This is a genomic window from Stieleria marina (genome assembly GCA_007741555.1).
Lineage (GTDB): Bacteria > Planctomycetota > Planctomycetia > Pirellulales > Pirellulaceae > K23-9.
On the sequence record CP036526.1, the window covers coordinates 6,325,571 to 6,346,987 of the forward strand.

General features: G+C 54.3%; 18 protein-coding genes. 11 read left to right on the forward strand and 7 right to left on the reverse strand.

What is annotated here, in order from left to right; genetic code table 11:
• Nucleotides 1-21 precede the first annotated feature (21 nt).
• Nucleotides 22-1,023: an SMP-30/gluconolactonase/LRE family protein gene (locus K239x_RS22520; RefSeq protein ID WP_145420608.1), complete on the forward strand. Its 1,002-nt coding sequence runs from the start codon at nt 22-24 to the stop codon at nt 1,021-1,023.
• A gap of 54 nt (nt 1,024-1,077) precedes the next feature.
• On the opposite strand, the gene K239x_RS22525 is transcribed toward K239x_RS22520, so the two are convergent.
• On the reverse strand, nt 1,078-3,186 hold the full coding sequence (locus K239x_RS22525; RefSeq protein WP_145420609.1) for a site-2 protease family protein: 2,109 nt from the start codon (nt 3,184-3,186) through the stop codon (nt 1,078-1,080).
• A gap of 204 nt (nt 3,187-3,390) precedes the next feature.
• A complete protein-coding gene (dxr, locus tag K239x_RS22530; RefSeq protein WP_145422519.1) occupies nt 3,391-4,557 on the reverse strand; it encodes a 1-deoxy-D-xylulose-5-phosphate reductoisomerase in 1,167 nt (388 codons plus the stop codon).
• Between the two features lie 284 nt (nt 4,558-4,841).
• Here dxr and K239x_RS28895 point away from each other — a divergent pair, with 284 nt between their 5' ends.
• The 5 genes from K239x_RS28895 (at nt 4,842) to K239x_RS22550 (ending at nt 10,571) form a co-directional block, all read left to right on the forward strand.
• Nucleotides 4,842-4,988 (forward strand): hypothetical protein, encoded by a 147-nt coding sequence (locus K239x_RS28895; RefSeq protein WP_419189282.1) that lies wholly within the window; start codon nt 4,842-4,844, stop codon nt 4,986-4,988.
• Nucleotides 4,989-7,163, forward strand: a complete 2,175-nt coding sequence (gene ftsH / locus K239x_RS22535) for an ATP-dependent zinc metalloprotease FtsH (RefSeq protein WP_145420610.1) — start codon at nt 4,989-4,991, stop codon at nt 7,161-7,163.
• Between the two features lie 202 nt (nt 7,164-7,365).
• Nucleotides 7,366-8,406 (forward strand): BPSS1187 family protein, encoded by a 1,041-nt coding sequence (locus K239x_RS22540; protein WP_419189283.1) that lies wholly within the window; start codon nt 7,366-7,368, stop codon nt 8,404-8,406.
• Nucleotides 8,406-8,882, forward strand: a complete 477-nt coding sequence (locus K239x_RS22545) for a hypothetical protein (RefSeq protein ID WP_145420611.1) — start codon at nt 8,406-8,408, stop codon at nt 8,880-8,882. Before K239x_RS22540 ends, K239x_RS22545 begins: the two co-directional genes overlap by 1 nt.
• 201 nt (nt 8,883-9,083) lie before the next feature.
• Complete coding sequence (locus K239x_RS22550) at nt 9,084-10,571, forward strand: GntP family permease (protein ID WP_419189284.1); 1,488 nt, start codon at nt 9,084-9,086, stop codon at nt 10,569-10,571.
• Between the two features lie 62 nt (nt 10,572-10,633).
• Here K239x_RS22550 and K239x_RS22555 read toward each other — a convergent pair whose 3' ends face one another.
• A complete protein-coding gene (locus K239x_RS22555; protein ID WP_145420612.1) occupies nt 10,634-11,086 on the reverse strand; it encodes a thermonuclease family protein in 453 nt (150 codons plus the stop codon).
• 224 nt (nt 11,087-11,310) lie between these two features.
• Between K239x_RS22555 and K239x_RS22560 the strand changes: the two genes are divergently transcribed.
• The 5 genes from K239x_RS22560 to K239x_RS22580 all read left to right on the forward strand — a co-directional run bounded on the left by K239x_RS22560 (nt 11,311) and on the right by K239x_RS22580 (nt 15,541).
• Complete coding sequence (locus K239x_RS22560) at nt 11,311-11,979, forward strand: 3-keto-alpha-glucoside-1,2-lyase-like domain-containing protein (RefSeq protein WP_419189285.1); 669 nt, start codon at nt 11,311-11,313, stop codon at nt 11,977-11,979.
• A gap of 25 nt (nt 11,980-12,004) precedes the next feature.
• Nucleotides 12,005-13,162, forward strand: a complete 1,158-nt coding sequence (locus K239x_RS22565; RefSeq protein WP_145420614.1) for a right-handed parallel beta-helix repeat-containing protein — start codon at nt 12,005-12,007, stop codon at nt 13,160-13,162.
• Nucleotides 13,163-13,477: 315 nt separating this feature from the next.
• Entirely contained in the window at nt 13,478-14,059 is a 582-nt protein-coding gene (locus K239x_RS22570) for a YceI family protein (RefSeq protein ID WP_145420615.1), read from the forward strand.
• A 3-nt stretch (nt 14,060-14,062) separates the two neighbouring features.
• A complete protein-coding gene (locus tag K239x_RS22575; RefSeq protein ID WP_145420616.1) occupies nt 14,063-15,121 on the forward strand; it encodes a hypothetical protein in 1,059 nt (352 codons plus the stop codon).
• Nucleotides 15,122-15,283: 162 nt separating this feature from the next.
• Nucleotides 15,284-15,541, forward strand: coding sequence for a hypothetical protein (locus K239x_RS22580; RefSeq protein ID WP_145420617.1), 258 nt, complete (start codon nt 15,284-15,286; stop codon nt 15,539-15,541).
• A 42-nt stretch (nt 15,542-15,583) separates the two neighbouring features.
• Here K239x_RS22580 and K239x_RS22585 read toward each other — a convergent pair whose 3' ends face one another.
• The 4 genes from K239x_RS22585 to K239x_RS22600 form a co-directional block, all read right to left on the reverse strand.
• Nucleotides 15,584-16,390 carry a peroxiredoxin family protein gene (locus tag K239x_RS22585; protein WP_145420618.1) on the reverse strand — a complete coding sequence of 269 codons (807 nt, stop codon included), beginning with the start codon at nt 16,388-16,390 and terminating at the stop codon, nt 15,584-15,586.
• A gap of 203 nt (nt 16,391-16,593) precedes the next feature.
• A complete protein-coding gene (locus tag K239x_RS22590; RefSeq protein ID WP_145420619.1) occupies nt 16,594-19,362 on the reverse strand; it encodes a tetratricopeptide repeat protein in 2,769 nt (922 codons plus the stop codon).
• Between the two features lie 136 nt (nt 19,363-19,498).
• Nucleotides 19,499-20,716 (reverse strand): fasciclin domain-containing protein, encoded by a 1,218-nt coding sequence (locus K239x_RS22595; RefSeq protein ID WP_145420620.1) that lies wholly within the window; start codon nt 20,714-20,716, stop codon nt 19,499-19,501.
• 139 nt (nt 20,717-20,855) lie between these two features.
• Nucleotides 20,856-21,281, reverse strand: a complete 426-nt coding sequence (locus K239x_RS22600; RefSeq protein WP_145420621.1) for a hypothetical protein — start codon at nt 21,279-21,281, stop codon at nt 20,856-20,858.
• Between the last annotated feature and the right edge of the window lie 136 nt (nt 21,282-21,417).

The following is a 21,417-nucleotide window of genomic DNA, read 5'->3' on the forward strand; positions in this document are numbered from 1 at the left end:
TATTTATGTTTGTTGAAGACCATGAAAACGTTTGCTTTCTCCATCGTCCTTTGCGTTTTGTTTACCAGTTTGGGCAACGCTCTCGTTGTTGCCCAAACGCCGGCTACGCTTGGTCGTATCGATCGTATTGACGCGGAACTTGATAAATACATTGCGGAAGATGCGAAGGTCGAAGTGCTTGCCGGTGGGTTTACTTGGACCGAAGGGCCTGTGTGGATTGGTGATGATGGGGGCGGGCATTTGCTTTTTTCTGACATCCCGCGAAATAGTATCTTCCGCTGGTCTGCGGCACGTGGTGTTGAACTTTTTATGTCTCCCAGCGGATACACGGGCAACACGTACTACGGGTTAGAACCGGGCAGCAATGGGTTAGCCCTTGATGGCAAGGGCCGACTGACGGCTTGCGAACATGGTGACCGCCGCGTCAGCGTGCTGACGCGTGGTGGTGGCAAGCGGACGCTGGTAGACAGCTTCGAAGGCCGCCGATTGAATAGTCCCAACGACCTGACGTTCGATTCGGCAGGCGCGATCTATTTCACGGACCCCATTTATGGACTGCCGGAGCGACAGAATGATCCTCGCCGTGAACTTGATTTTTGCGGCGTCTATCGGTTGGCACCCGACGGAAAGCTGTCACTCCTGACAAAGCAAATGACGCGGCCCAATGGAATTGGATTGTCGCCGGACGAGAACACTTTGTACGTCGCGCAAAGTGATCCAGAGAATCCTGTTTGGATGTCTTTTCCACTCAAAGATGACAAGACGCTCGGTGAAGGCAAGGTCTTGTTGAACGCCAAAGAGTACATGAAAGAGTTCCCTGGCCTGCCCGACGGATTAGCTGTCGCGAAGGACGGGACGATCTTTGGCAGCGGACCTGGTGCAGTCTATGTGATCAAGCCAGACGGGAAATTGATCGGCCGATTGATCACGGGCGGTCGAACAAGCAATTGCACGTTCAGCAAGGATCAAAAAACGCTTTACATCACCGCGGACAGTTATGTCTGCCGCGTACGATTGAAGTGAGCGTTGTTGGTTTTCCTTGCGTTGCAAGTTGCTCCGCCAGGGATGTCGGAGTAACTAGATGATATTGATGATGTCATTGAGAAAGACGAATGCCATCAGCGCTAGCAGCGCTAAAACACCAGCCAATGTCAGTCGCATCTCGAGCTCTTCGTCCACTCGCTTGCCTCGAATCGCTTCGGCGATCAGAAACACCATGTGGCCTCCGTCGAGTGCTGGGATTGGCAGAAAGTTCAGGATCGCCAAGTTCATGCTCAGCAGAGTCAAGAACAACAACTGTGGCGAAATACCCTGTTCGGCTTTCATGCCGGCAATCTGAACGATGCGGATGGGGCCGCCGACATGCTTGGTTTTTACACGGCCTTTGACCGCCAGGCCTAGGAAACGAACGACATCGTACAGCCGTCGTTTACCTTCACGCCAACCAAGACTTAAAGCGTGTCCAAGCGACTGCGCGACTTGTGTTCGCTGAGCCGGCAGGAATTCAATGCCTCGTTCGAACTCAAATCGGTCATCATCCGAAACAACCAGTGTCGTTTCGATGATCTTTTTGTCTGACGGGCGTTCGACGAACAGAACAAACTGAGTGCCGACGGGGATGTACTGAATCGAATCCAAGAAGGAAGAAACATCGCTGGCATCCTCGAATTTCCAATCCTCTAATTCCGAAAGCAACGCAGTGTAGCTCTCGTTGTCGAGCTGTTTTTCCAGGTCTTCTTTGCCGACCAAGTGAGCTTCTTTGACTTTATCGCCCACCTGCAGTTTGCCGGACGAATCGCCAGCGAGAGAAGAGATGGTCGTTTTGACTTGGTAAGCCAGTCCATACCGATTGACGCCTACGATTCCGCCCACGCCGTTGGTTGGCACGATGGTTTGCATCGAATTGATGGCCGCGAGTTCGACTTCGATGGTCTCCGCTGCGTCGCCCACGCCTCGTCGCAGTGACAATTTGACGGGCGAATCTGCTTCCACCAATTTCAGTGGCAACCCAAACGCGTCGATGTCTTTGTCGCCGTTAATGGCCGTGATCACGTCTCCGACTTTGACGCCGGCCTTTTCAGCCGATCCGTTTTGCACGAGTGACGTGATGGGGCCGATGGCAAATCGCAAACCAAGTGTTCGGCTGGTCTGTGGCGGAAGCGTTACCAAGTGCTTTGACTTGTCAACTTGTTCAAATTCCAGCTCGATCGGTTTGCTGGGGTGGGTGTAGAGATAGTCAAGGAACGGCGTCACGGGGACGATCGCGTCATTGTCAATCTTGTTACCGTCGTAGCCGACCAAAGTCGCACCGGCGTATTTTTCGTCCATCGCCTTTTCGGCAACGCTACCGGGTTTGGCCACCATCGGTGTCAGCATGGTGGATGTCGGATTGGTAATCCCAATCATCCGCATGTCTTTGTCCAGCGGATGCGGCGCGGTGGAGAGTTCGTAGTCCACGACTTCGCCTTCGTAACGAATTTTGACCGGGATCGGTGTGGAGGCACTTTTCATCCCCGTGGTCAGAATTTCGTTGCTCATCTCGTCGTAGTGCATCGCGTCGTCTTCGAGTGCACCGACTGCCATGACTTCGCCACCGGGCTGGATCCCTGTTTGCCAAGCTGGACCTCCGGGGGTCACACCACCAATGATGGCCGGTGCGTAATCGACGCCGTATCCGTACGCGATCGCGGCAAACAGGATGCCAGTGATCACGTTGACGACCACACCAGCGCTGATGATGATCATTCGCTGCCAAACGGGTTTGGCTGGATAGCTTCGCGGATCAAGTTGGACAGCAACGTCTTCGTCGCCACCGTTTTCGAGTCGGATTCGTTCTGCCTCTTCTTGTGCTTTGCGTGGGTCATCGTCTTGGCCCAGCATCTTGACGTAACCGCCCAGTGGCAGGATCCCGATTCCGTACTCGGTTTCGCCGTAGGTGAATTTACCCAAGGTTCGCGGGAATTTGATCGGTCCAATTCGGATGGGCACATCAAAGCCGACGTAGAATTTTTCGCACTTCACGCCAAAGGTCTTGGCAGCCAAGAAGTGGCCCAGTTCGTGAACGAAGATCACCAGGCCGATGCCCAGCGCGACGCGCGTCCAAAGCCAGATTTGCGAAAGGAGTGTGCTGAGGAAGCTGACTTCACTGTCGGCAAGCGGCAGTGAGTAGACGAGCGATTCAATCATCAAAAAAGATGCCTTCGGATAAGTGGCGATCCTAAGCGGATCGGTAACTGTCTTTTTGTGCGACGAATCTCAATGATTCGATGGGCGTCGCGTGATCTTCGCAATTTCAGCCGCGGCAGATGCGAGATTCTGGAGTTAAGTTTGCCGGGGATACGTGATAAATGGGATTACCAAAATCATCCTCAAAGCGAACCAACCTCTATTCTAGGCAATTTGGCCACAGCAACGCAGGGTCTCTTTTCGAGCCCAGCGATCTAATTCCAGCAGTGTTTCCAAAGATGGATCGGATTGATAGCTGTGGTTTTCCAGCACGCGACGGCAGGTTTGCACGATGTCAGTAAACCGAATTTCGCCGTTCAGGAACAGACCGACCGCTTGTTCATTGGCAGCATTAACCACCGAACCGGCCGTTCCACCGACTCTGGCGACCTCGAAACCCAGGTCCAGGGCTGGAAAACGCTCCCGATCGACGGGCTCCAGGGACAAATCCCACGTTTGAGTGCGATCGAGAGGCGGCGACTGACATGGCAAACGCCGGGGGTAAGTCAGCGCGTATTGAATCGGTAAACGCATGTCCGGTGGGCTCAACTGGGCAATCACCGACCCATCCTCGAATTCGACCATCGAATGGATGATCGACTGGGGATGCACGACCACCTCGATTTTGTCGGCAGGCAGATCAAACAACCACCTTGCTTCGATGACTTCCAGCGACTTGTTCATCATCGTCGCCGAATCGATCGTGATCTTGGGCCCCATCTCCCACGTCGGGTGCGCCAGCGCCGATTCGGGTGTGGCCGCATCCATCTGATCGGTTGACCAAGTCCGAAACGGTCCGCCGCTGGCTGTCAAAATCAAACGTTTCGGTTTTGACGAGCAAGTCCCCATGCACTGAAAAATTGCGGAATGTTCGCTATCGACGGGCAGCATTTCGGCGCCGGATTTTTCGATCCGTTCGCGAACAAGCGGCCCAGCGACCACCAGCGTCTCTTTGTTGGCGAGAGCGACTCGTTTGCCATGTTCAAAAGCAGCCAGCGTGCTCTCCAAGCCAGCGCGGCCGACGATCGCGGCCACCACAATGTCGATCGCCGGATCGATAGCGGCTTCGACAAGCGCTTCGGCACCGACCGAGACTTTGGCGTTGGCTAGCTCTGGCGGCGGACAATAATCGGCCGCTGCTTGCGCGTCCGAAAGGATCAGATGGGCGGGAGCGTCTTGGACGCTTTGAGCCATTTGCGTCAGGCAGTTTAGATTTCGGTGTCCCGATGCGGATCGCATGCACCAGCGATTTTGCGGGTCAACGACATTGAGGTGATTGATCACATCGACTGTCGCGGTGCCAATGCTGCCAGTTGCCCCCAGGACCGCAATGTTTTGCGCAGGACGAGCATCCTGTGTGGGGCGATCACCGTCGTGATTGCCAAAGTGTCGGTCAGTCGAATTGGATTCAGGCACGAATTCTGCATTCCTGCGTGGGCGTTGATTGGGGCATCTGCCGCCGGTTGATGAGAGGCAACGTATCTATCTGAAATCAAGTCGCGTTCCGGCACCAAATTTGCGGTGCCAAACGTTTTGCATTCATTGGTGTTGGTCGACGCTGGCGATGGGATTTGCCCAAGCCTGGCAGAGTCATCGTCAAACGATCGGCCTCTATCATGAACGATCTGAATGACCGTTACGACCCGACCGCGTTTTGCAGCGAAAGTCTGTCCGGTTGCCGATCGGGTTGGACGATCAAAGAATGCATGACAAGGCTGGAGCCAACGCCGCGAATTCGCATTTTTATCCATCTGGAATCATAGATGACTAACAAAGAGAAACGTCCCAAAGACAAAGACGGTCGCAACGGCGAATCCGGGGGCGGTAGCAATGTTTGGATGGTTTTGATCGCGGTCACCACCGTCGTCCTGCTCAGTGCGTTTCTGTTTGGCGGAAACGAGCGTCAGATGCGGTACCCGGATCTGGAGCAATTGCTGCGAGAACACGCCAAAGTCGCCGAGGTAGCACCGGCGGCAGATTCCCCGGCAGCAGATTCCACAAACGCCCAGTCCCCGGCAGTCCAGTCCCCGGCAGTCCAGTCCCCGGCAGTCCAGTCCGAAAGTGCTCCGGCAGCGGTTCCAACGATCGTGGTCACGTCGTCCAAGAACCCCAAGGTTCAGCTTGAATATTCAGGTCTGGAAAATGTGCTGGTCGCGGACGACATCGTTACCGGGGTCGTGAACTATCGATCGCTGGGCATCGACGGCGAAGACCAAGCCAAGGCTGATAACAAGCCGACGGCGGTTAAGTTTAAGTCGATCCGCGTGCGCAACGAAGAACAAGACAAGACGCTGGGCCGATTGTTGGCAGAATCCGGCGTCGTTTGGGACAACGCCCGGCCGAATCGATTCTTTGCTGACCATTGGCCCGAATTGTTGATGATCGGTGTGTTGGTCGGTCTTGGCCTGATGATGCTCCGCCGCATCGGTGGTGTGGGGTCGCCGATGCAGTTTTCGCGCAGCCGCGGCAAGCTTCATGGACAGGAAGACCTGTCGATCACGTTTGACGATGCAGCCGGAATCGATGAAGCAGTCGAAGAAGTTCGCGAGGTCGTCGATTTTCTTAAGAATAGCGAAAAGTATCAGGCTCTTGGTGGCCGCATCCCAAAAGGTGTTTTGCTGGTGGGCCCTCCCGGAACCGGAAAGACTCTGTTGGCTCGCGCGATCGCAGGCGAAGCCGGAGTGCCGTTTTTCAGTTTGTCGGGCAGTGATTTTGTCGAAATGTTTGTGGGCGTCGGAGCGGCGCGAGTTCGTGACATGTTCCAGCAGGCCACGAGCCGGTCGCCTTGCATTATCTTTATCGACGAACTGGATGCCTTGGGCAAAAGCCGAAGTGGTTCGACGGTCGGCGGCCATGATGAACGCGAACAGACACTCAACGCCCTGCTAGTCGAAATGGACGGATTCGATGCCAACTCAGGCGTGATCGTGGTCGCGGCGACCAACCGTCCCGAAACGCTTGACCCTGCACTGCTGCGACCTGGACGCTTTGATCGCCAAGTCTTAGTAGACCGTCCCGATGTGGCTGGTCGCGAAGACATCCTGAAGGTGCACGTCAAACACGTCAAACTGGATGACGAAGTGGATTTGCGACACATCGCGTCGATCACAAGTGGTTTTGTCGGCGCCGATTTGGCCAACTTGGTAAACGAAGCAGCGCTGTTGGCGGCGCGGGCTGAAAAAAACACGGTTCAAATGGAACAGTTTGACGATGCCGTCGAGCGGGTCACCGCTGGATTGGAAAAGAAGAACCGTGTGATGAACGAGGACGAAAAAATACGCGTCGCTTATCACGAAGCAGGGCACGCCTTGGTTGCCGCGGCTCTGCCCAACACCGACCCGGTTCACAAAGTCAGCATCATTCCTCGCGGCATGGCTGCACTGGGCTACACCATGCAGCGTCCCGAATCAGAACGCTACTTGATGACCAAGACCGAACTGGAAAGCAACATGAAGGTGCTGCTTGCCGGCACTCTGACCGAAGAAATGGTGTTTCAAGACATCAGCACCGGTGCACAAAATGACTTGGAACGATGCACCGAGATCGCCCGTAGTATGGTGATGGATTATGGCATGAGTCGTTTGGGGCGAATCAATTTTCGTCGTAGTTCGCGTTCTCCGTTTTTGTCAGGTGGCGGTGGTGGCGAGGGTTACCAGATGATGCACGGCGACGATATGGCGAAGCTGATCGATAAAGAAGTCGCTCGGATCATCGAGGAATCGTTGGTGCAAACGCGTGAGATTTTGGAGCAACGCCGCAACGTCCTCGAAGCTGTCACGCAGCGGTTGTTAGAAGTCGAATCGATCGACAACACCGAACTGAATCGTTTGATCGAAGTCAACGCGAAAGGACCTTGGTTGGTTCCCGGGACCGTTACCGAAAAACCGTTGGCCAAAATTCGAGCGAAAGAGTCGGACGAAAAAGGCAAGGCGCAGTAGCAACAATTGTTCGCTGTGATCAAACGCCAGCGGTTTCGCTTGCCAGTTGGTGAGTTTTCCAGCTGGCGTTTTTTGGGGTGCGGCTGCGTCGCCACTTGGCGGCCTTCCTCAAGCGTAGTTCTCGCTTCGCGGTTGCGGCGGGACATGCTGTATGATGGTGCAAATTGAATTTCCTCGTTTGCATCTCCCCCACCTGCCCGCCATGAAAACGCTTGCCATTCTGTTCACCATCCTTTGTGGTGGCACCGTCTACGCTCAGCTTGCCCCGAACGATTCTGCTGCGAAACAATATCGCATCAAAATGCGAGCCAGCGATTGTGATTCGCGAGTCCAATCGCACCCAGAGATTGGATTTGTCTTAGAAGACAAAAAGGGCAAGCCAGCCGATTTTCAAAATGCTTCCGTAGATACGCGTGTGAAATCACAAGGCAAGTTGGTGATCTGGTTGATGGGACACAATCAACCGCTGTTTGATCGTCTGAACTCGTACGGGCTGCATGCGATCCAAGTCCACTACGCCAACAAATGGTTCTCGATTTGTTGCCGCGAAAACCCGGTCGGAGAAACCTGTCGCGGTGACATTCGGCTTGAAGCAGCGACCGGGAAAGACTTCAGCGACGAGGTCGACATTCCGGGACCCGACGGCATGATGCAGCGCGCGCTGCATTTTGTCAAAGCACTTGATGCAAAGCACCCGCTTGGAAAATGGGGGCAGTTTTTAAACGAAGACCACAGCGATTTGGATTGGTCCAAGGTCATTGTTTCTGGTTCTTCGCACGGTTCGACCACCGCCGCACGTTTTGCCAAGCATCAGAAAGTCAGCCGCGTCGTGGCCCTGTGTGGACCACGTGACCAGCTGCAAACTTGGCAATCGCTTCCGTCGGCGACGCCCGAGAATCGGTACTTTGGTTTCTCACATGTGCTCGATGGTGGTTGGACCGATGATCACTACTGTCGGAGCTGGGAGTTGCTGGGGCTGAACAAGTTCGGGCCGATCGTTAACGTCGACAAGAGTCAGCCGCCTTACCAAAACACCCGCCGTCTGATTACGGATTTTGATGTCGACGGTGATGCGAAACGTGCCCACAGCAGCGTGCAGCCAGGCAGCCGCGCGAAAAAGAACGCCGACGGGACGTTCGGACATGAAGACGTTTGGCGTTATCTGTACACGCATCCCGTCGATCAAGTAGGCGAAGCGGTGCCGATGGACGATTCGTGTAACAAGAATCAACGTGGATCCTGATGGCGATCAATGAACACGACCGCGAAGATTTGCTTCGCGATGGTCGAGCGATGCCGCTTCGCGGTGAAACAGTCATCAGCGGCACCGAAGTCGTGATCGGTTTTCGGTCAAACAATCAGATGAGCGTTTATTGTGGGGCCGATCCGGTTTACCAATTCAATGCTGACGGCGAAGTCCGCAGGGTTTTTCACGACGGCCATCGCTATGCGGCTCAGCAAGGAAAGCTCGTGCTTCTGCAACGCAACAGCAAAGGTGGTCGAGTAAGTTTCGAATCGATTGGTTTGTCAAACGAATTGGAACGCGCGATTCTGGATCGAATGCAAGAGTGGCTGCTGCAAATTCAGATGGCATTGGATAGCGATCACCAAGAATGGAAAGTGGGCGCGGGAGACATGTCACGGTTCCTTGGCCTGCTCGGTGATACGCTGCATGGTCTTACCACTCCACCGAAAATCGCAACGCAACCTGCTGCCTAGAGACTAATCTTGTTGTCTGCGGCATCATGCTGGTTGCAGCTAGTGCGGTCGGTTGCCTCTGCCGGGAACGCATGATTGCGGTAAGGAAGGTTGCGACAAAGACGTTTGCAGCGAGTTTGTTGCTGTGAATAATTGACCCGCGGATCGCGGGCACTTAGACTCCGGCGTCTCGAATTCGCCCGCTCACCAAGCAGACTCGCTTTGAACAACTTGACTTCTTCGCTTGCGACCCATCTGACTTCTCCGGCGATCTTTGCTCAGACCGATCCCGCACCACTGAATGTCGGCGCCCTTTTGGCGTTACTGGTCTTCGGCATCGCACTGCTATTGGTGTTGATTCTGAGGTTCAAACTGCAAGCGTTTCTGTCGCTGATTGTGGTTTCCGTCGTCGTGGCAGCATCATCACGTCTGGTCAATCCCGATGCCGTGCCGCTGACTCAAGTCGCCGGCACCATCGTCAACAGCATGGGCGGAGCACTGGGATTTATTGCAACAATCATTGGCATCGGAGCCATTTTTGGGGCGATTTTGGAACACTCGGGCGGCACTCAGTCGCTGGCAAATTCGTTGGTCCGGATCTTTGGAGTCAAGAAAGCTCCTTGGGCAATGCTGCTGACGGGATTCATTATTTCGATTCCCGTGTTTTTGGATGTCGCCTTGGTCATTCTCGCGCCGCTATTGTTTGCGCTCGCACGTGATACCAAGAAACCTTACTTGATCTATGGATTGTCACTCTGTGCTGGCATGGCGATTACTCACGCCTTTGTCCCGCCAACGCCCGGACCGGTTGCGGTCGCATACATCCTGAATGTCAATCTTGGTTGGGTCATTCTGTTCGGTGTGATGGTGGGGTTTCCCACTGCTGTCATCTGCGGCCCGTGGTTGTGCACCAAATTGGCGAACACGGTTGATTTGCCGCTTCCTGAGTTAGACGTCGACGAAAATCTGGACGAAACCAATCTGCCTAGCTTTGGTTTTATCCTGTTCCTCATTGCGATGCCGATCGCACTGATTCTGTCCAACACAATTGTCGAGCAGATCGTTGCAGGGAGATTGCCCGAAGGGTTGACCAATGATGAGCGTGCCGTTGAATTGAAGACCGCGTTGGCGGAAGGGTCTTGGGTCGAGCAGCTGATCATTTTCTTTGGCCACCCGGTGATCGCACTGCTATTGTCAACCTTGGTTGCTCTTCACTTTCTTGGGACTCGGCGCGGTGTGGATCGCGAAGTCCTCTTGGAAGTGTCGACCAAGGCACTTGGTCCGGCTGGAATTATCATCTTGATCACCGGTGCGGGCGGTGTGTTCAAAGGCGTGCTCAAAGCAACGGGCATTGCCGATGCCATGGCGGAGATGTTTGGAGATTTGGGTATCCCAGTGCTCGTGCTGGCCTATGTGTTTGCCACACTGATCCGAATCGCTCAAGGTTCCGCGACGGTCGCAATGTTGACAGCGGCAGGATTGATGGCCGGATTTATCGGCGGGCTCAACCAACCCCAACTTGCATTGGTGACCATCGCGATTGCTGCGGGTGCGACCGGTTTTTCGCACGTGAACGATTCGGGTTTCTGGATGATCTCGCGTTACTTCCGTATGAGCGAAGCCCAGACGTTAAAAACTTGGAGCGTGCTTTCAACGGTGATTTCGCTGGTCGGTTTTACAATCACCCTGTTGATTTGGAATTTCGTTTAGCACGCGGAAAAGGCTGTTGGGACAACTCAGTTCGCACAAATACGGCAAGGAAAATTTGCCGTCTAACGTCGCTTGTGCGTCTTGCGATAGGTCCACGGGGGGATTGGCTGTCTGTCGCTCCAAATTCCGGTTTGGGCTTCCTGAGCGTCCATCTGCAAACGCGCTAGTCGGCCGTCCTTGTTGAACGACACGTAATGCCAAGCGAGTCCGCGTCGAACGGATTCGCCGTTGATCCAGATCTCTCCGTTGTGAACATTCGCCAGCGTGCGGCCATACTTGTCTTTGCCGACCGGCAGCAGCCAAATTGTTCGCCCGGAGGTGACTTGTTCAAGCCACGTTTTCGCTTCTTCGGCGAATGGTTGGCCTTTCTCGGGACAGTCGATTCCTTCCAGGCGAATCTCCAAACGCTCTCCGCTGTGAGCGCAGAACCAAAAACTGTCGCCGTCCATCGCTCTTTCTAATTCGCCAGCGATTTCGACAGCGTTCCCGGAGGTCGTGTCGGTATGAGTTTTCACAGGTGATGCGGGATCGCAGCCTACGGTGAAAAGCAGAACGAGCAAACCAATTCTCAAAACGGTCTCGCAAAATGTGAAAGTTGTTTCCGGTTCGGGCCAACGTGATTCGCCTGGTCGACTATCCTATCCGTTCTCGGAAAGGGGCCGTTTTTTGGGGGCACACTTCCACGGAAATTATTGCGATGAAATTAGCTCTCACTACTTCTTTCACAATTTTGCTTGTCTTGTCTACCCAAGCTTTGGCGCAAGACCATACCGTTTTGTTGGTTGATGATTTCGATCGGAATGAAACGGACGATTCAAAAGAACAGATTGGCAATGACTGGCGAACCAACAGTCAGTCACGAGCCAAAGGCACCAAACAAGTGGACTTGGCTAATGGCGCGATGCACATCACCAAGGCCGCAGTTGCTGACCATGGTGTTTCGGTGACCCACGAAGTCGCCTTCAAAGACGCCACGATTGAACTGCGTTTCAAGATCGGAGCGAAAGACGATTTGGGCATCAATATTGCTGACATGAAAGAGAAATCGGTCCACGCGGGGCACATCTGCATCGCCAGAATCAAACCCAAACGCGTTGAAATCACAGACCTCAAGACAGGTCGAATGAACCAAGAAATGCGTAAACGCCGTCAGGCCCAAAGCGAGACTGCCGCGGACAAGAAATTGCTCAAGACTAAGTCCAAGTACTTTGACGTGGACTTGGACGTTGACGCGTGGCACCAGTTGAAAGTCACCGTCGCTCAGGACACTCTGACCGTTCATGTTGACGGCAAGGAAATCGGAAGCTTCCAGTCGCCTGGGATCGGGCACCAAACCAAAAGCCGGCTCCGATTAGCGGTCAATCGGGAAGCTTGGGTGGACGACGTAAAGATCACTCGTTTGAACTAAAGTACCTACAGACTGACAAAGCTCTATGTGCCGACTTGCCATTTTCGTCGCTGTGTTTTCGTGTGCGTTCAGCCACTCTCTGTTCGCACAGGCTTTGATAGATACTGGCGACTATCATTCGTTGCAAGCGGCAGCCGATGCGTTGCCAAAGAGTGGTGGCGTCTTGCAGATTCCACCGGGCACACACGAGATCACGCAACCGCTAGTGATCAAAACCGGCGATACCCGCGTGGTCGGGGCCGGCGCGGCATCGCATCTGGTGAACAAAAACACCGACGGCCAGCCAGCGATCCTGATTCAAAACCCCGCCTTTGCCGGAAAAGCGACGCCCAACAAGGAGCGTTTGTGGCGAGTCAACATCGCCAACCTTCGCGTGACCGGAAACGATAAAAGTGGTGCGGGGATCGAAGCTCGCTACATCGAAGAACTGTTCATTCAGGGAGTCAGCAGTAGCCATCACGGGGGCGACGGGGTGAAACTGCATTTCTGTTACGAAGATCCTCGCGTCAGCGATAGCCTGATCACGTACAACAAAAACTCAGGTTTGGCGATCGAAGGCTGTCACGACATCATTGTCTCGGCCAATCAGTTTGAGGAGAACCAGGACGGCGTCCGATGCATCGACTCATTCAATCTAACAATGAGCGGAAACAACTTGGACGATCATTTGGGTGATGGCGTTGTCATTGAGAACACTTACGGCAGTGTTGTCGCCTCCAACATGATCGAAGAATGCCAGGGTTGGGCGATCACCTTGGACCGAGATTGTTATGGAACCACGATGTCAGCCAACGTGATTGCGCACGACTTTGCAGGCGGCATTGATTTGCGTGACGCGCACGGCTGCGCGATTTCTGCCAATACGTTCACCATTGTCAAAAACGCTGCTATAGCGATTCGCAAAGATTCAGGCAGCATCACGATTAGTGCCAACAATTTCAGCGACACGTGGATTGGCAAAGATGCCAACGGCAACTCTGTTCAAAAACGCGAAGACAAACCGAGTAAAACGGAAGCCAATCCCAATGAGGCCGCCGGCGTGTTGCTGCAGAACTGCTCCTCGGTCGTTGTTTCTGGGAACCTGTTTTCGCGTTTGAGTACCAAAGCGGTTCGTCAGGAAGGCGATTGTCGGAGAATCTTGCTTAGCGCCAACGGTGAACACGTCGCTGATTCTGATGACTGATGCGAATGTCGATGGCAAACCATGCCTCTCGCTTCCTGAAGTGTGCCCAGCAAGTGGCTCAACAGTGGCCATCGTGCGTATTACGCGAAACGACGAATCAATGCTCCAGCTGAGGAGCATGTAGATGCTGGCTTGGGGCAAAGACGTAAACAGTTTTACAGTACCAGCCATTCATGCGCACACGGCAACTTCAATCGCCGCGTGCCAGTCTTGGATTCTCGACAACATCCTGTTTGCCTAACACGTTGTAGTTGGCGTTGGCTGCTACGATAACGTCCAAAGAGTTCCCCCCCGTTTTCTCTAAGGACCTTTCGCATGCCCCGCGTTTTTTCTTTGTCGGCTTTTTCGATCGTACTCAGTGCTGTGTTCTGTTGTGGCACAGACGCCACCGCTGCGGACGAATACGATTACGACCTTGTTCACTCGTCCGTCAGCTTCAAAGCTCGGCATTTGGACATCAGTTGGATCCATGGCCGTTTCAACGACGTTGCCGGTAAATTTGTTCTCGACCGCGACGACCCTTCCAAGTCAACGTTTGCACTGACGATCAAAACCGATAGCGTGGATACCGCAAACGAAGCACGCGACAAGCACCTTCGCCAGCCAGACTACTTTGACACCAAGCAGTTCCCGACCATCGAATTCAAAAGCACAAGTACAAAGGCCATTGCCGGCGGTTACGAAGTGACGGGCGATTTTACGATGCACGGCAAGACGAATAAGATCACGATGACACTGATGGGCGGAAAAGAGCATGTTTTCAAAGACGTCAAACGGGTCGCGTTTTCGACTGAGCTATCGGTCAAGCGGAGCGACTACGGGTTTGACAAAAACGCAATCGGTCCCATCGGCGATAAAGCGTTGATCATGATTGACTGTGAAGGCGTGCGAAAATAGCTGATGCCAGATCCGTTGCTGTACACCAAGGCGATGGGAGTCGCAGCATTCATCAGCATGGCTCTGGTCCTCGCGATATTCGCATGGCGACGTCGATTGAAAATGGCGGAGCTCAATTCCGTATGCGTCGTTGGGATCGGATTTGGCCTTGTTGCTGGCTACGCGGTATTGGCGCTCAATTTGTCGTGGCCGCCAGCGAACGCGCTCGATCGGTTGTTGCTGATCATTGTTCCAGCAACTTTGGTTATCGAACTGATTGCGGGATTCCAGCGTGTGCCCCGTGCGGTTGCTTGGCTGATCCGCATCAGTCTGGCATTGGTGGCGCCGTGGATTCTGCTTCACAATTCGATCTATCTGAATGATTCGGGCGACTGGACGCCTTGGCAGGTGGGCCTCGTTATCGTCGTGTCAGCCGCACTTTTGATACTTGTTTGGGGACTGTTTTCGGTTCTGTCTCAGCGAAGTGGTGGCGTCTCGCTTCCAATCGCGGTTTGCATCGCCGTGCAATGCGCTGGGGTCGCAGTGATGTTGGCTGGCTACATCAAGGGCGGCGCCGCGGCGATACCTCTGGTAGCGACATTGTTGGGTACGTCGATCGTCGTGCAGGGTGTTGCTAGGTTCTTCAGCGGGAAAATCGATGTTTCTTTGCCGCAGAAGGTGGTGGTGCCTGGGGTCGTGGGCGTTGGATTGGTAGGCCTGTTTGGTCTGCTGTTTATCGGGCGGTTCTTTGGCGAAATTTCAACCCTCACGGCGGTGACAATTTTGGCCGCCCCACTGCTCTGCTGGTTGAGCGAAGCACGGCAATTACGAAACCGAAAGCCGTGGATCATTGCAGCGTTTCGACTGATCGTGGTCGCGATTCCATTGGTGGTGGTCCTGTTGGCGGCAAAACGAGAATTTGACCGCGAAATGTCGCCCTTGTTGGGGGCTGCAGGCCGGCAAGACGATCAGCGGGCGACGGAATGCAACGCAAGTCACTTTTTGATACTGGGGCAACTGTTAGCGGAGCGGCGCGAGTCGTCTGGTGCGTCAAAGAGCGAAGGGCTCGCGCCATTCCGGTAAAAGCAAACCTCCTATCATAAAAATGTGATTCGCCCTGCGACGCAATGGTGAGCCATAGCCGACAAACTTGCTGTTCGGTTAAGCTTTTGGATTAGCCTGGCGATTCCCTTTCCATCTCGCTCCTGCGAACAGAACTTGCTTCGCAGACCTCGAGGATCCACTATGAAAAAACACGAATGGCGCGAGAAGACCGATGAGGGGGCAACTCGCCTTGTCGTTGCTTCGCGACACGCCGGCAAATGGCAGCTTCGGTCACGACTGAAGTCCGAAACCGAATGGACTCAACATCCGGTGATGCCGCTGGATGATCTCGAGACGCTGCACGACATTATATCGAGAAAATACCAGCGAAACCGATTGCCTCACGAACAGGTATTGGAGCTCGAAGTCTTGATCGAAGCTGCAAAGAATCGCAACTAGCGTGCTGCATCACGACGGTCGGCGTCGCAGTCGGTGCCGCGACTACGCCCCGAAAGGATTCGATTGCAATTCTCCTGGCGTGATCGGTGCCGCAGGGGCGGGCCGTTCACGTGCCATGGTCCCCAGTGCCGGCAACAGATCCCGGTAGAGATCGTCTTCGGGGTGATGTCCTGTCGAATCATACTGCAGCACGAAGTCGGAATCGATCAAGTGAAAACCTGGAATCGATTTGTAGACCTCTGGGCTCAGCATTGACGCCTCTCCTTGGAGGACAACATTGCAATCGCTGCGCTGCATGCCAAAGTGCTCTGCCCAGCCAGCGACTTCGTCGGACGTTGGGCTCGACATCGCATTGCCATAAAGCAGCAGTTGCACGAATACGACGTTCTTGTCTTTACCTAATCGCACGCTGGAAAATCGTTCGGCGCATTTGTGAATCGAGTCGAGATTGGATTGGGAAGCAACGCCCGCGAAACTGCCAAGGTCGTTGGCACCCGCAAACGCTTGGCAGCCAGCGCAGGGAATCGCGGCAAGCTCCAGCAGAATCGGGCGTCCTTTGAAATCACTGAGCCGAACCGTTTTACCCAGCTGATCTTTCAGGATCAGATCCGGGTAGGCCTCCCCTTTGATTGGCGGCCAGTTTCCTTCTACGACAGGCGGCCCGTTCTTGCCTTGTCCGGAATCAACCGCGGTGCCAGAAACCAGTGAAGTATGCAGCTTGCCGATGGCTCTATCGAGCATCGGACGCGTTCCGGGCCCAGTCGCATTCAACGCGAACAAGCCGACAGGGACGGCGAGTGCTAGGATCAGCAACAAAGCCACGCTCTTGATTGGTTTTGGACGAGTCATAGTGATTCGATTTTCAGGAAGAAAGTGTGCGTTGAACGCTACTTTCCAAAGCGTCCATCGCGGCTGCAACCCACTCCAAACCAACGCTTCTGCAGGCCTCTTTCGAGCCGAACATCAACTGACCGTCATAACCGTTAAGACTACGAGCTGCGTCGACGAGTTATTCGCCTGGATGCGGCGGAGCATTTCGCCCAGCTCGCTCGCTAGTCCTTCGTCTTCTGTGCTTGGCAATATCGCAAGTTGTTTTTGAAATTGCTGTTGTCGGGAAATCGATCGGCAGCTTTTTCGAGTACTTCGATCGCGGCATCCCAGTCTTTGGCGTCAATAAACTTCTTGGCTCTGCGTTCCCAGCAGACCGTGAGATTGTTGGTGAAGTCACGATGTTTGGGATAACGTTTGAGCCCCTGTTCATAGACGTCACTCGCTTGTTGCCAGGCTTCGTTATCGATAAACGACTTGGCCCAGACGGCGTAGATGCGTTGGAACTGACGGTCGATGCCGCGAGATTGCGAGGCCTTGAAAGTTGCCGTGCCACGGACTCCGACAGCGACCGCATCTTGGTAGCTTTCCGCTTTTAATAACTTTTGGATCTGTCGGATGTAATCATTTTCGACGACTTCCCGAACTCCGCGACTCTGCGGATTGGTGGCGATTTGTTCCCGTGCGACTTTGTCAAACGCTTCGGGGCCCTTGTCTGAGATTTCACGAAGCCATTCCTGGACGATGTAGGCGTGGTTCTTTTTCAGTCGAAAATCACTGGTGTCCTGGACGGCCAGGCGACAAACCTTGGCGGCCTCGCTCCAGTTTTTGGTTTTGATGTATCCCTGGCACCAAGTCGAATAGACCGCAAATAGATTGTTTTTCAAATGGTAGTCGCCCGGGACACGTTCCAACGCGTTCTTGTACGCTGTGACGGCGGATGACCAATCCTTTGCCTGGATGAACTTGTCGGCTTGGAGATCATAAGCGCGGCGTTTCAGTTTCAAGACATCTTGATCGCTGAGGGCAGCCTGGTTTTGGTCGATCAGCGAAATGGCCTGTTCAGTTTCGCCCGCCTTGAGGTGTCCTTGGATCTGTCGTGACACGGAGCCGATCGTCACTTGCTTTAGGCTCCAATTGTCCGGGTACCGCTGCATCAAGTCTGCCATCATTTCAGTGGCTTCAGTGCTCTTGCCAATTTGCACTAACTGCCGCGACCACTTTTGAGCAAGAAACGCGACGTTGCGTTGGAGTCGGTAGTCTTTAGGGAATCGTTTGAGCCCCCGGTGAAGTGCCTCGGCCGCTTCGTCGAACTGTTCGTCGTTGATCGCAGTGACAGACCAATTAAGAAACACGTTACCGGTCCACTTGGTCAACTGTTCTTTCGCGGGGGCGTCGACGGCGGCGAGTCCTTTGTCAGCCAATTTGATTGCAGCGTCCCATTGTTTTTGGCTCATCCGATCTTGGGCTGGACGGATGAAAACCCACGATTGCATCTCATCGAAACCGCCGTCGGGAACTTGTTGGTGCGCTTCGCGAAGCATCGCCAACGCTTGATCGGAGTCGTCGGCATCCATCAGTGCAAAGACGCGGCTCTTCCAAACGTTTTCGCGAAAGGAGCGTAGCTTTGCGTCTTTGGGGGCTAGTTCGACGCCCGCGCTAAGGACCGACAGTGACTGTTGGTACTTCTTTTCCTCCGCCAGCGAAGCGCCCCAGTTTGCCAGTGTGACCAGTGTGTTTTTGACGGCCGAATCGTACTCCGGATCCATGCTGAGCGCGCAAAAGTAGCGGACCAGCGCGTTGCCAAACTCCTTGCGCTGCGAATGGCCGACGCCGTGGTTGTAGTAAATCAAGCCGACCAATCCGGTTTCGCCGATCTCGCGGCGTTGGTCCGGATATTTGTCAGCGATGTAAGCGAATCCTGTTTGACGTTGAAACGAAGCCAAGACCGCCGAGTTGCGGGACGGGTTGAAACCATCGCGATTGGTCGCTTCGACATCCGCATGTTGGGAACCGTCGTACAGAATCGAAAACGCGTGGTCGGGAACTTCGATTATGCGAGCATCCAGGTTCAACCGTCGGGCGAGTACGTTGTACATCGCCGCCGACGAAACACAGTTAAAGGTGCCGGTGTTGAGCAACGTATGCACGTCAGTTTGCTTCAGTTCATATTTGATCAAAGTAGGCGGCGTGTGCAGATACTGCAGCAGACGTTTGCCATTATCAAATGCATCGCCAGAGAGATTCAGTTGGCTACGAAGTACCGATTCGTGCGCGTCAATCTTCTTTAGCAGCGGTTCCCGTTGTTGCCGGTCCGTGACACCCGATGCGATCAGAACCGCTTCGGCTAAACTCCAGTCGTCCAGTGTCCCGTCCTTGGCGTCCTGAAACAACGACTTTTCATCCTCCGAAAGTTCCAAATCGATCATGCCCTGCAGTTTGGACAACACTTCAAACGCATCGGCGGGCGATTCGTTGAATTCATAATTGGACTCGGGGGGGCCAGTCGTGCCGCGGATTTCTAATTCGGCTAGCGAGGCATGCTGCGCATTGGCCGCAGGAATGATCCGAACCATCACCCAACGAGCGGTTCTGGGAACAAACGCAAATATCTGTTCGCCTGGTTGGGACCTCAAGTGCGCCGTCCGCAGCAATTGAAATCCTGCATCCGCCGAAAGGGTCGACACTAGGACTTCGATCGTGGGGGCTTGTTCGGCATTGGTGGTCCGCGACCAGTGCACGACGATGGCATCGGGGCTGACGATCTGATCGCCAAAGTCGTAGATGATGTCTAGCGGCGCACCGCCCAATGCGAACTCGACTGCCTGGGAAGTAACACCATCGCTTAGCGCCGCGTGCGGGACCTTGCCAGATTCAAGATCGATTGTCTGTGGTTTGATTTTCGCAATCAAGTCGACCGACGTTTTGTTCGCCCAGGTTTTCGCGTGGGTAAACAGAAACAGGCAAAGCAGGACGCTCAGACGAAGAGACATATCAGCGGTTTTAAAAGTCGAAAATGGGCCTCGCGACGAGATCCGATTCGGTCGCGATTAGAGAACGAGGCTCATTATTGACGAGGTGTCGGCAGACTACCACAAGCACATCCGCGTCACTCCGGCTGCGTGGGACTTAAAGTCCCACTGTGATCTGGTCCAACCGGTGGCGAAGTGACCATGCCCGATCTGTGGCACTGGTCATTTGCTGGCACTGCGTCAAAGTCTGCTGCATCTGATTCTGTGTATGGTCCGACCAACCGCAGGCTTGCATGCTAGCGACTGATTGCAACGCTTGCATGTAGATCGTAGCACAGCCGTGATGATCGCCCGCATTGTAGACCGGGACGCCCCGGTGTATCGCATCGGCAATGACCGCCTTGGCAACCGCTCGCGTATCGACACTTGGTTTCATCGCCGCGACCCGATTGTCATTGGCCGGAATGCTACTTGGAGGTGCATCGCTGGGAAGGAGCACACGGTCGATCACATGGATCACGCCATTGGACGCATCAATGTCGGTGGCGACCAAGCGTGCACCGTTGATGTTGGCACCACCATCGGTGGGCGTGATGCTGATTGATGGTCCGGCGACGGTCGGTGCTGACGACAACGCTAGGGCATCCTCGCTGTAAACACGACCAGCAACGACGTGGTACTTCAGGATCTCGGCCAGCTTGGCTTTGTTTTCGGGTTTCAGTAGTTCCGCGACAGTGCCGGCAGGCAACGCCGTAAAAGCTTCATCGGTCGGTGCAAACACAGTTAGCGGACCTGCTCCACTAAGGGTGGGGACAAGTCCCGCGGCGTTCGCGGCTGCCAATAAAGTACCGAATTGACCCGACGCACTCGCGACTTCTGGAATCGTCTGCGAGGCCGGAAGCAAAACGTTATCAATCACGTGAATCACGCCGTTGCTGCAAGTGATATCGGTTTGTACGACCGCTGCGTCATTCACTTTGACACCGCTGTCCGACGCGGTGATTCGGACCTTTTCGCCTGCAACCGTCTTCGCTCCGGTCAGTTTGACGACATCCGCTGCCGTCACGCGTCCGGGGAGGACGTGGTAGGTAAGGATCTTTGCCAGTTTGCTTTTGTTCGCTGGTTTCAGCAGTGATTCGATCGTTCCCGCAGGCAACTTGGCAAATGCTTCGTCGGTTGGCGCAAAGACAGTGAACGGCCCAGGGCTGCTCAGTGTGTCAGCCAGATCCGCCGCTCCCACGGCCGCTACCAACGTCTTGAACGAGCCTGCGTTGACGGCAGTTTCAACGATTGTTTTTTCGGCGTGAGCCGTTGTGCCGATAGCGAGTAGGGCGATTGTGGGAAGAGCGAACAAGCAGCGTCGAATCGAAAGCATGAGACTAGATCCTTTGGCGAACACCGATCGGGCACCCCAGTGTCCAATCCACTGATTATGCGAAAGGGTCAAGCGCAAGGCTGGCGTGCCATCGATCTGCCCGCCCCGAGCAATGGCGGCTGCCTGCTGCACTGCATGGTCAGTCACGTTGATTCGATCGATGAACTCGAGTCATGATCTGGTCCGCCAACATGACTGCGACCCAGCCCAGCATTAGCCCCATCGCGGCTCCGCAGACCAAGTTAAACACCAGGTAGCTGGTAGCAGATTCGGCGATCGGAATCGGGCTGCCCCAGGCACCGATCAAAGTCGATGTGGTTGAGGTTGCTACACCCACCGAAAACGGATTGATCATTTTGACCGAAGGAAAGTATCGTAGCCGACATGCCACCCAGGTCGTGATTCCAAGCGGCAAGGCGAAGAAACTGAACGCGGCACGTCCGGCCAATCGAAAATCTAGAAATAGAACGACCGCGCAGGCCAATTGTAAAAGCACTAGTTCAGCAATGCTGAATTTGGCTAATCGCTTGTTGGCACTCAGATCCACTTTGTCGCTTTCATCCATCCGTCTGTTCTCTGATTCCGGTTTGAAAAGGCATGGGCGATTGGGTAACCAATTGGATAGGCATCGATTGGACAACGATTGGCGGTCAGCGGTTCGGAAAAAAGTCGTCGTTGGCAATCGAGATCGTTTTCTGGGA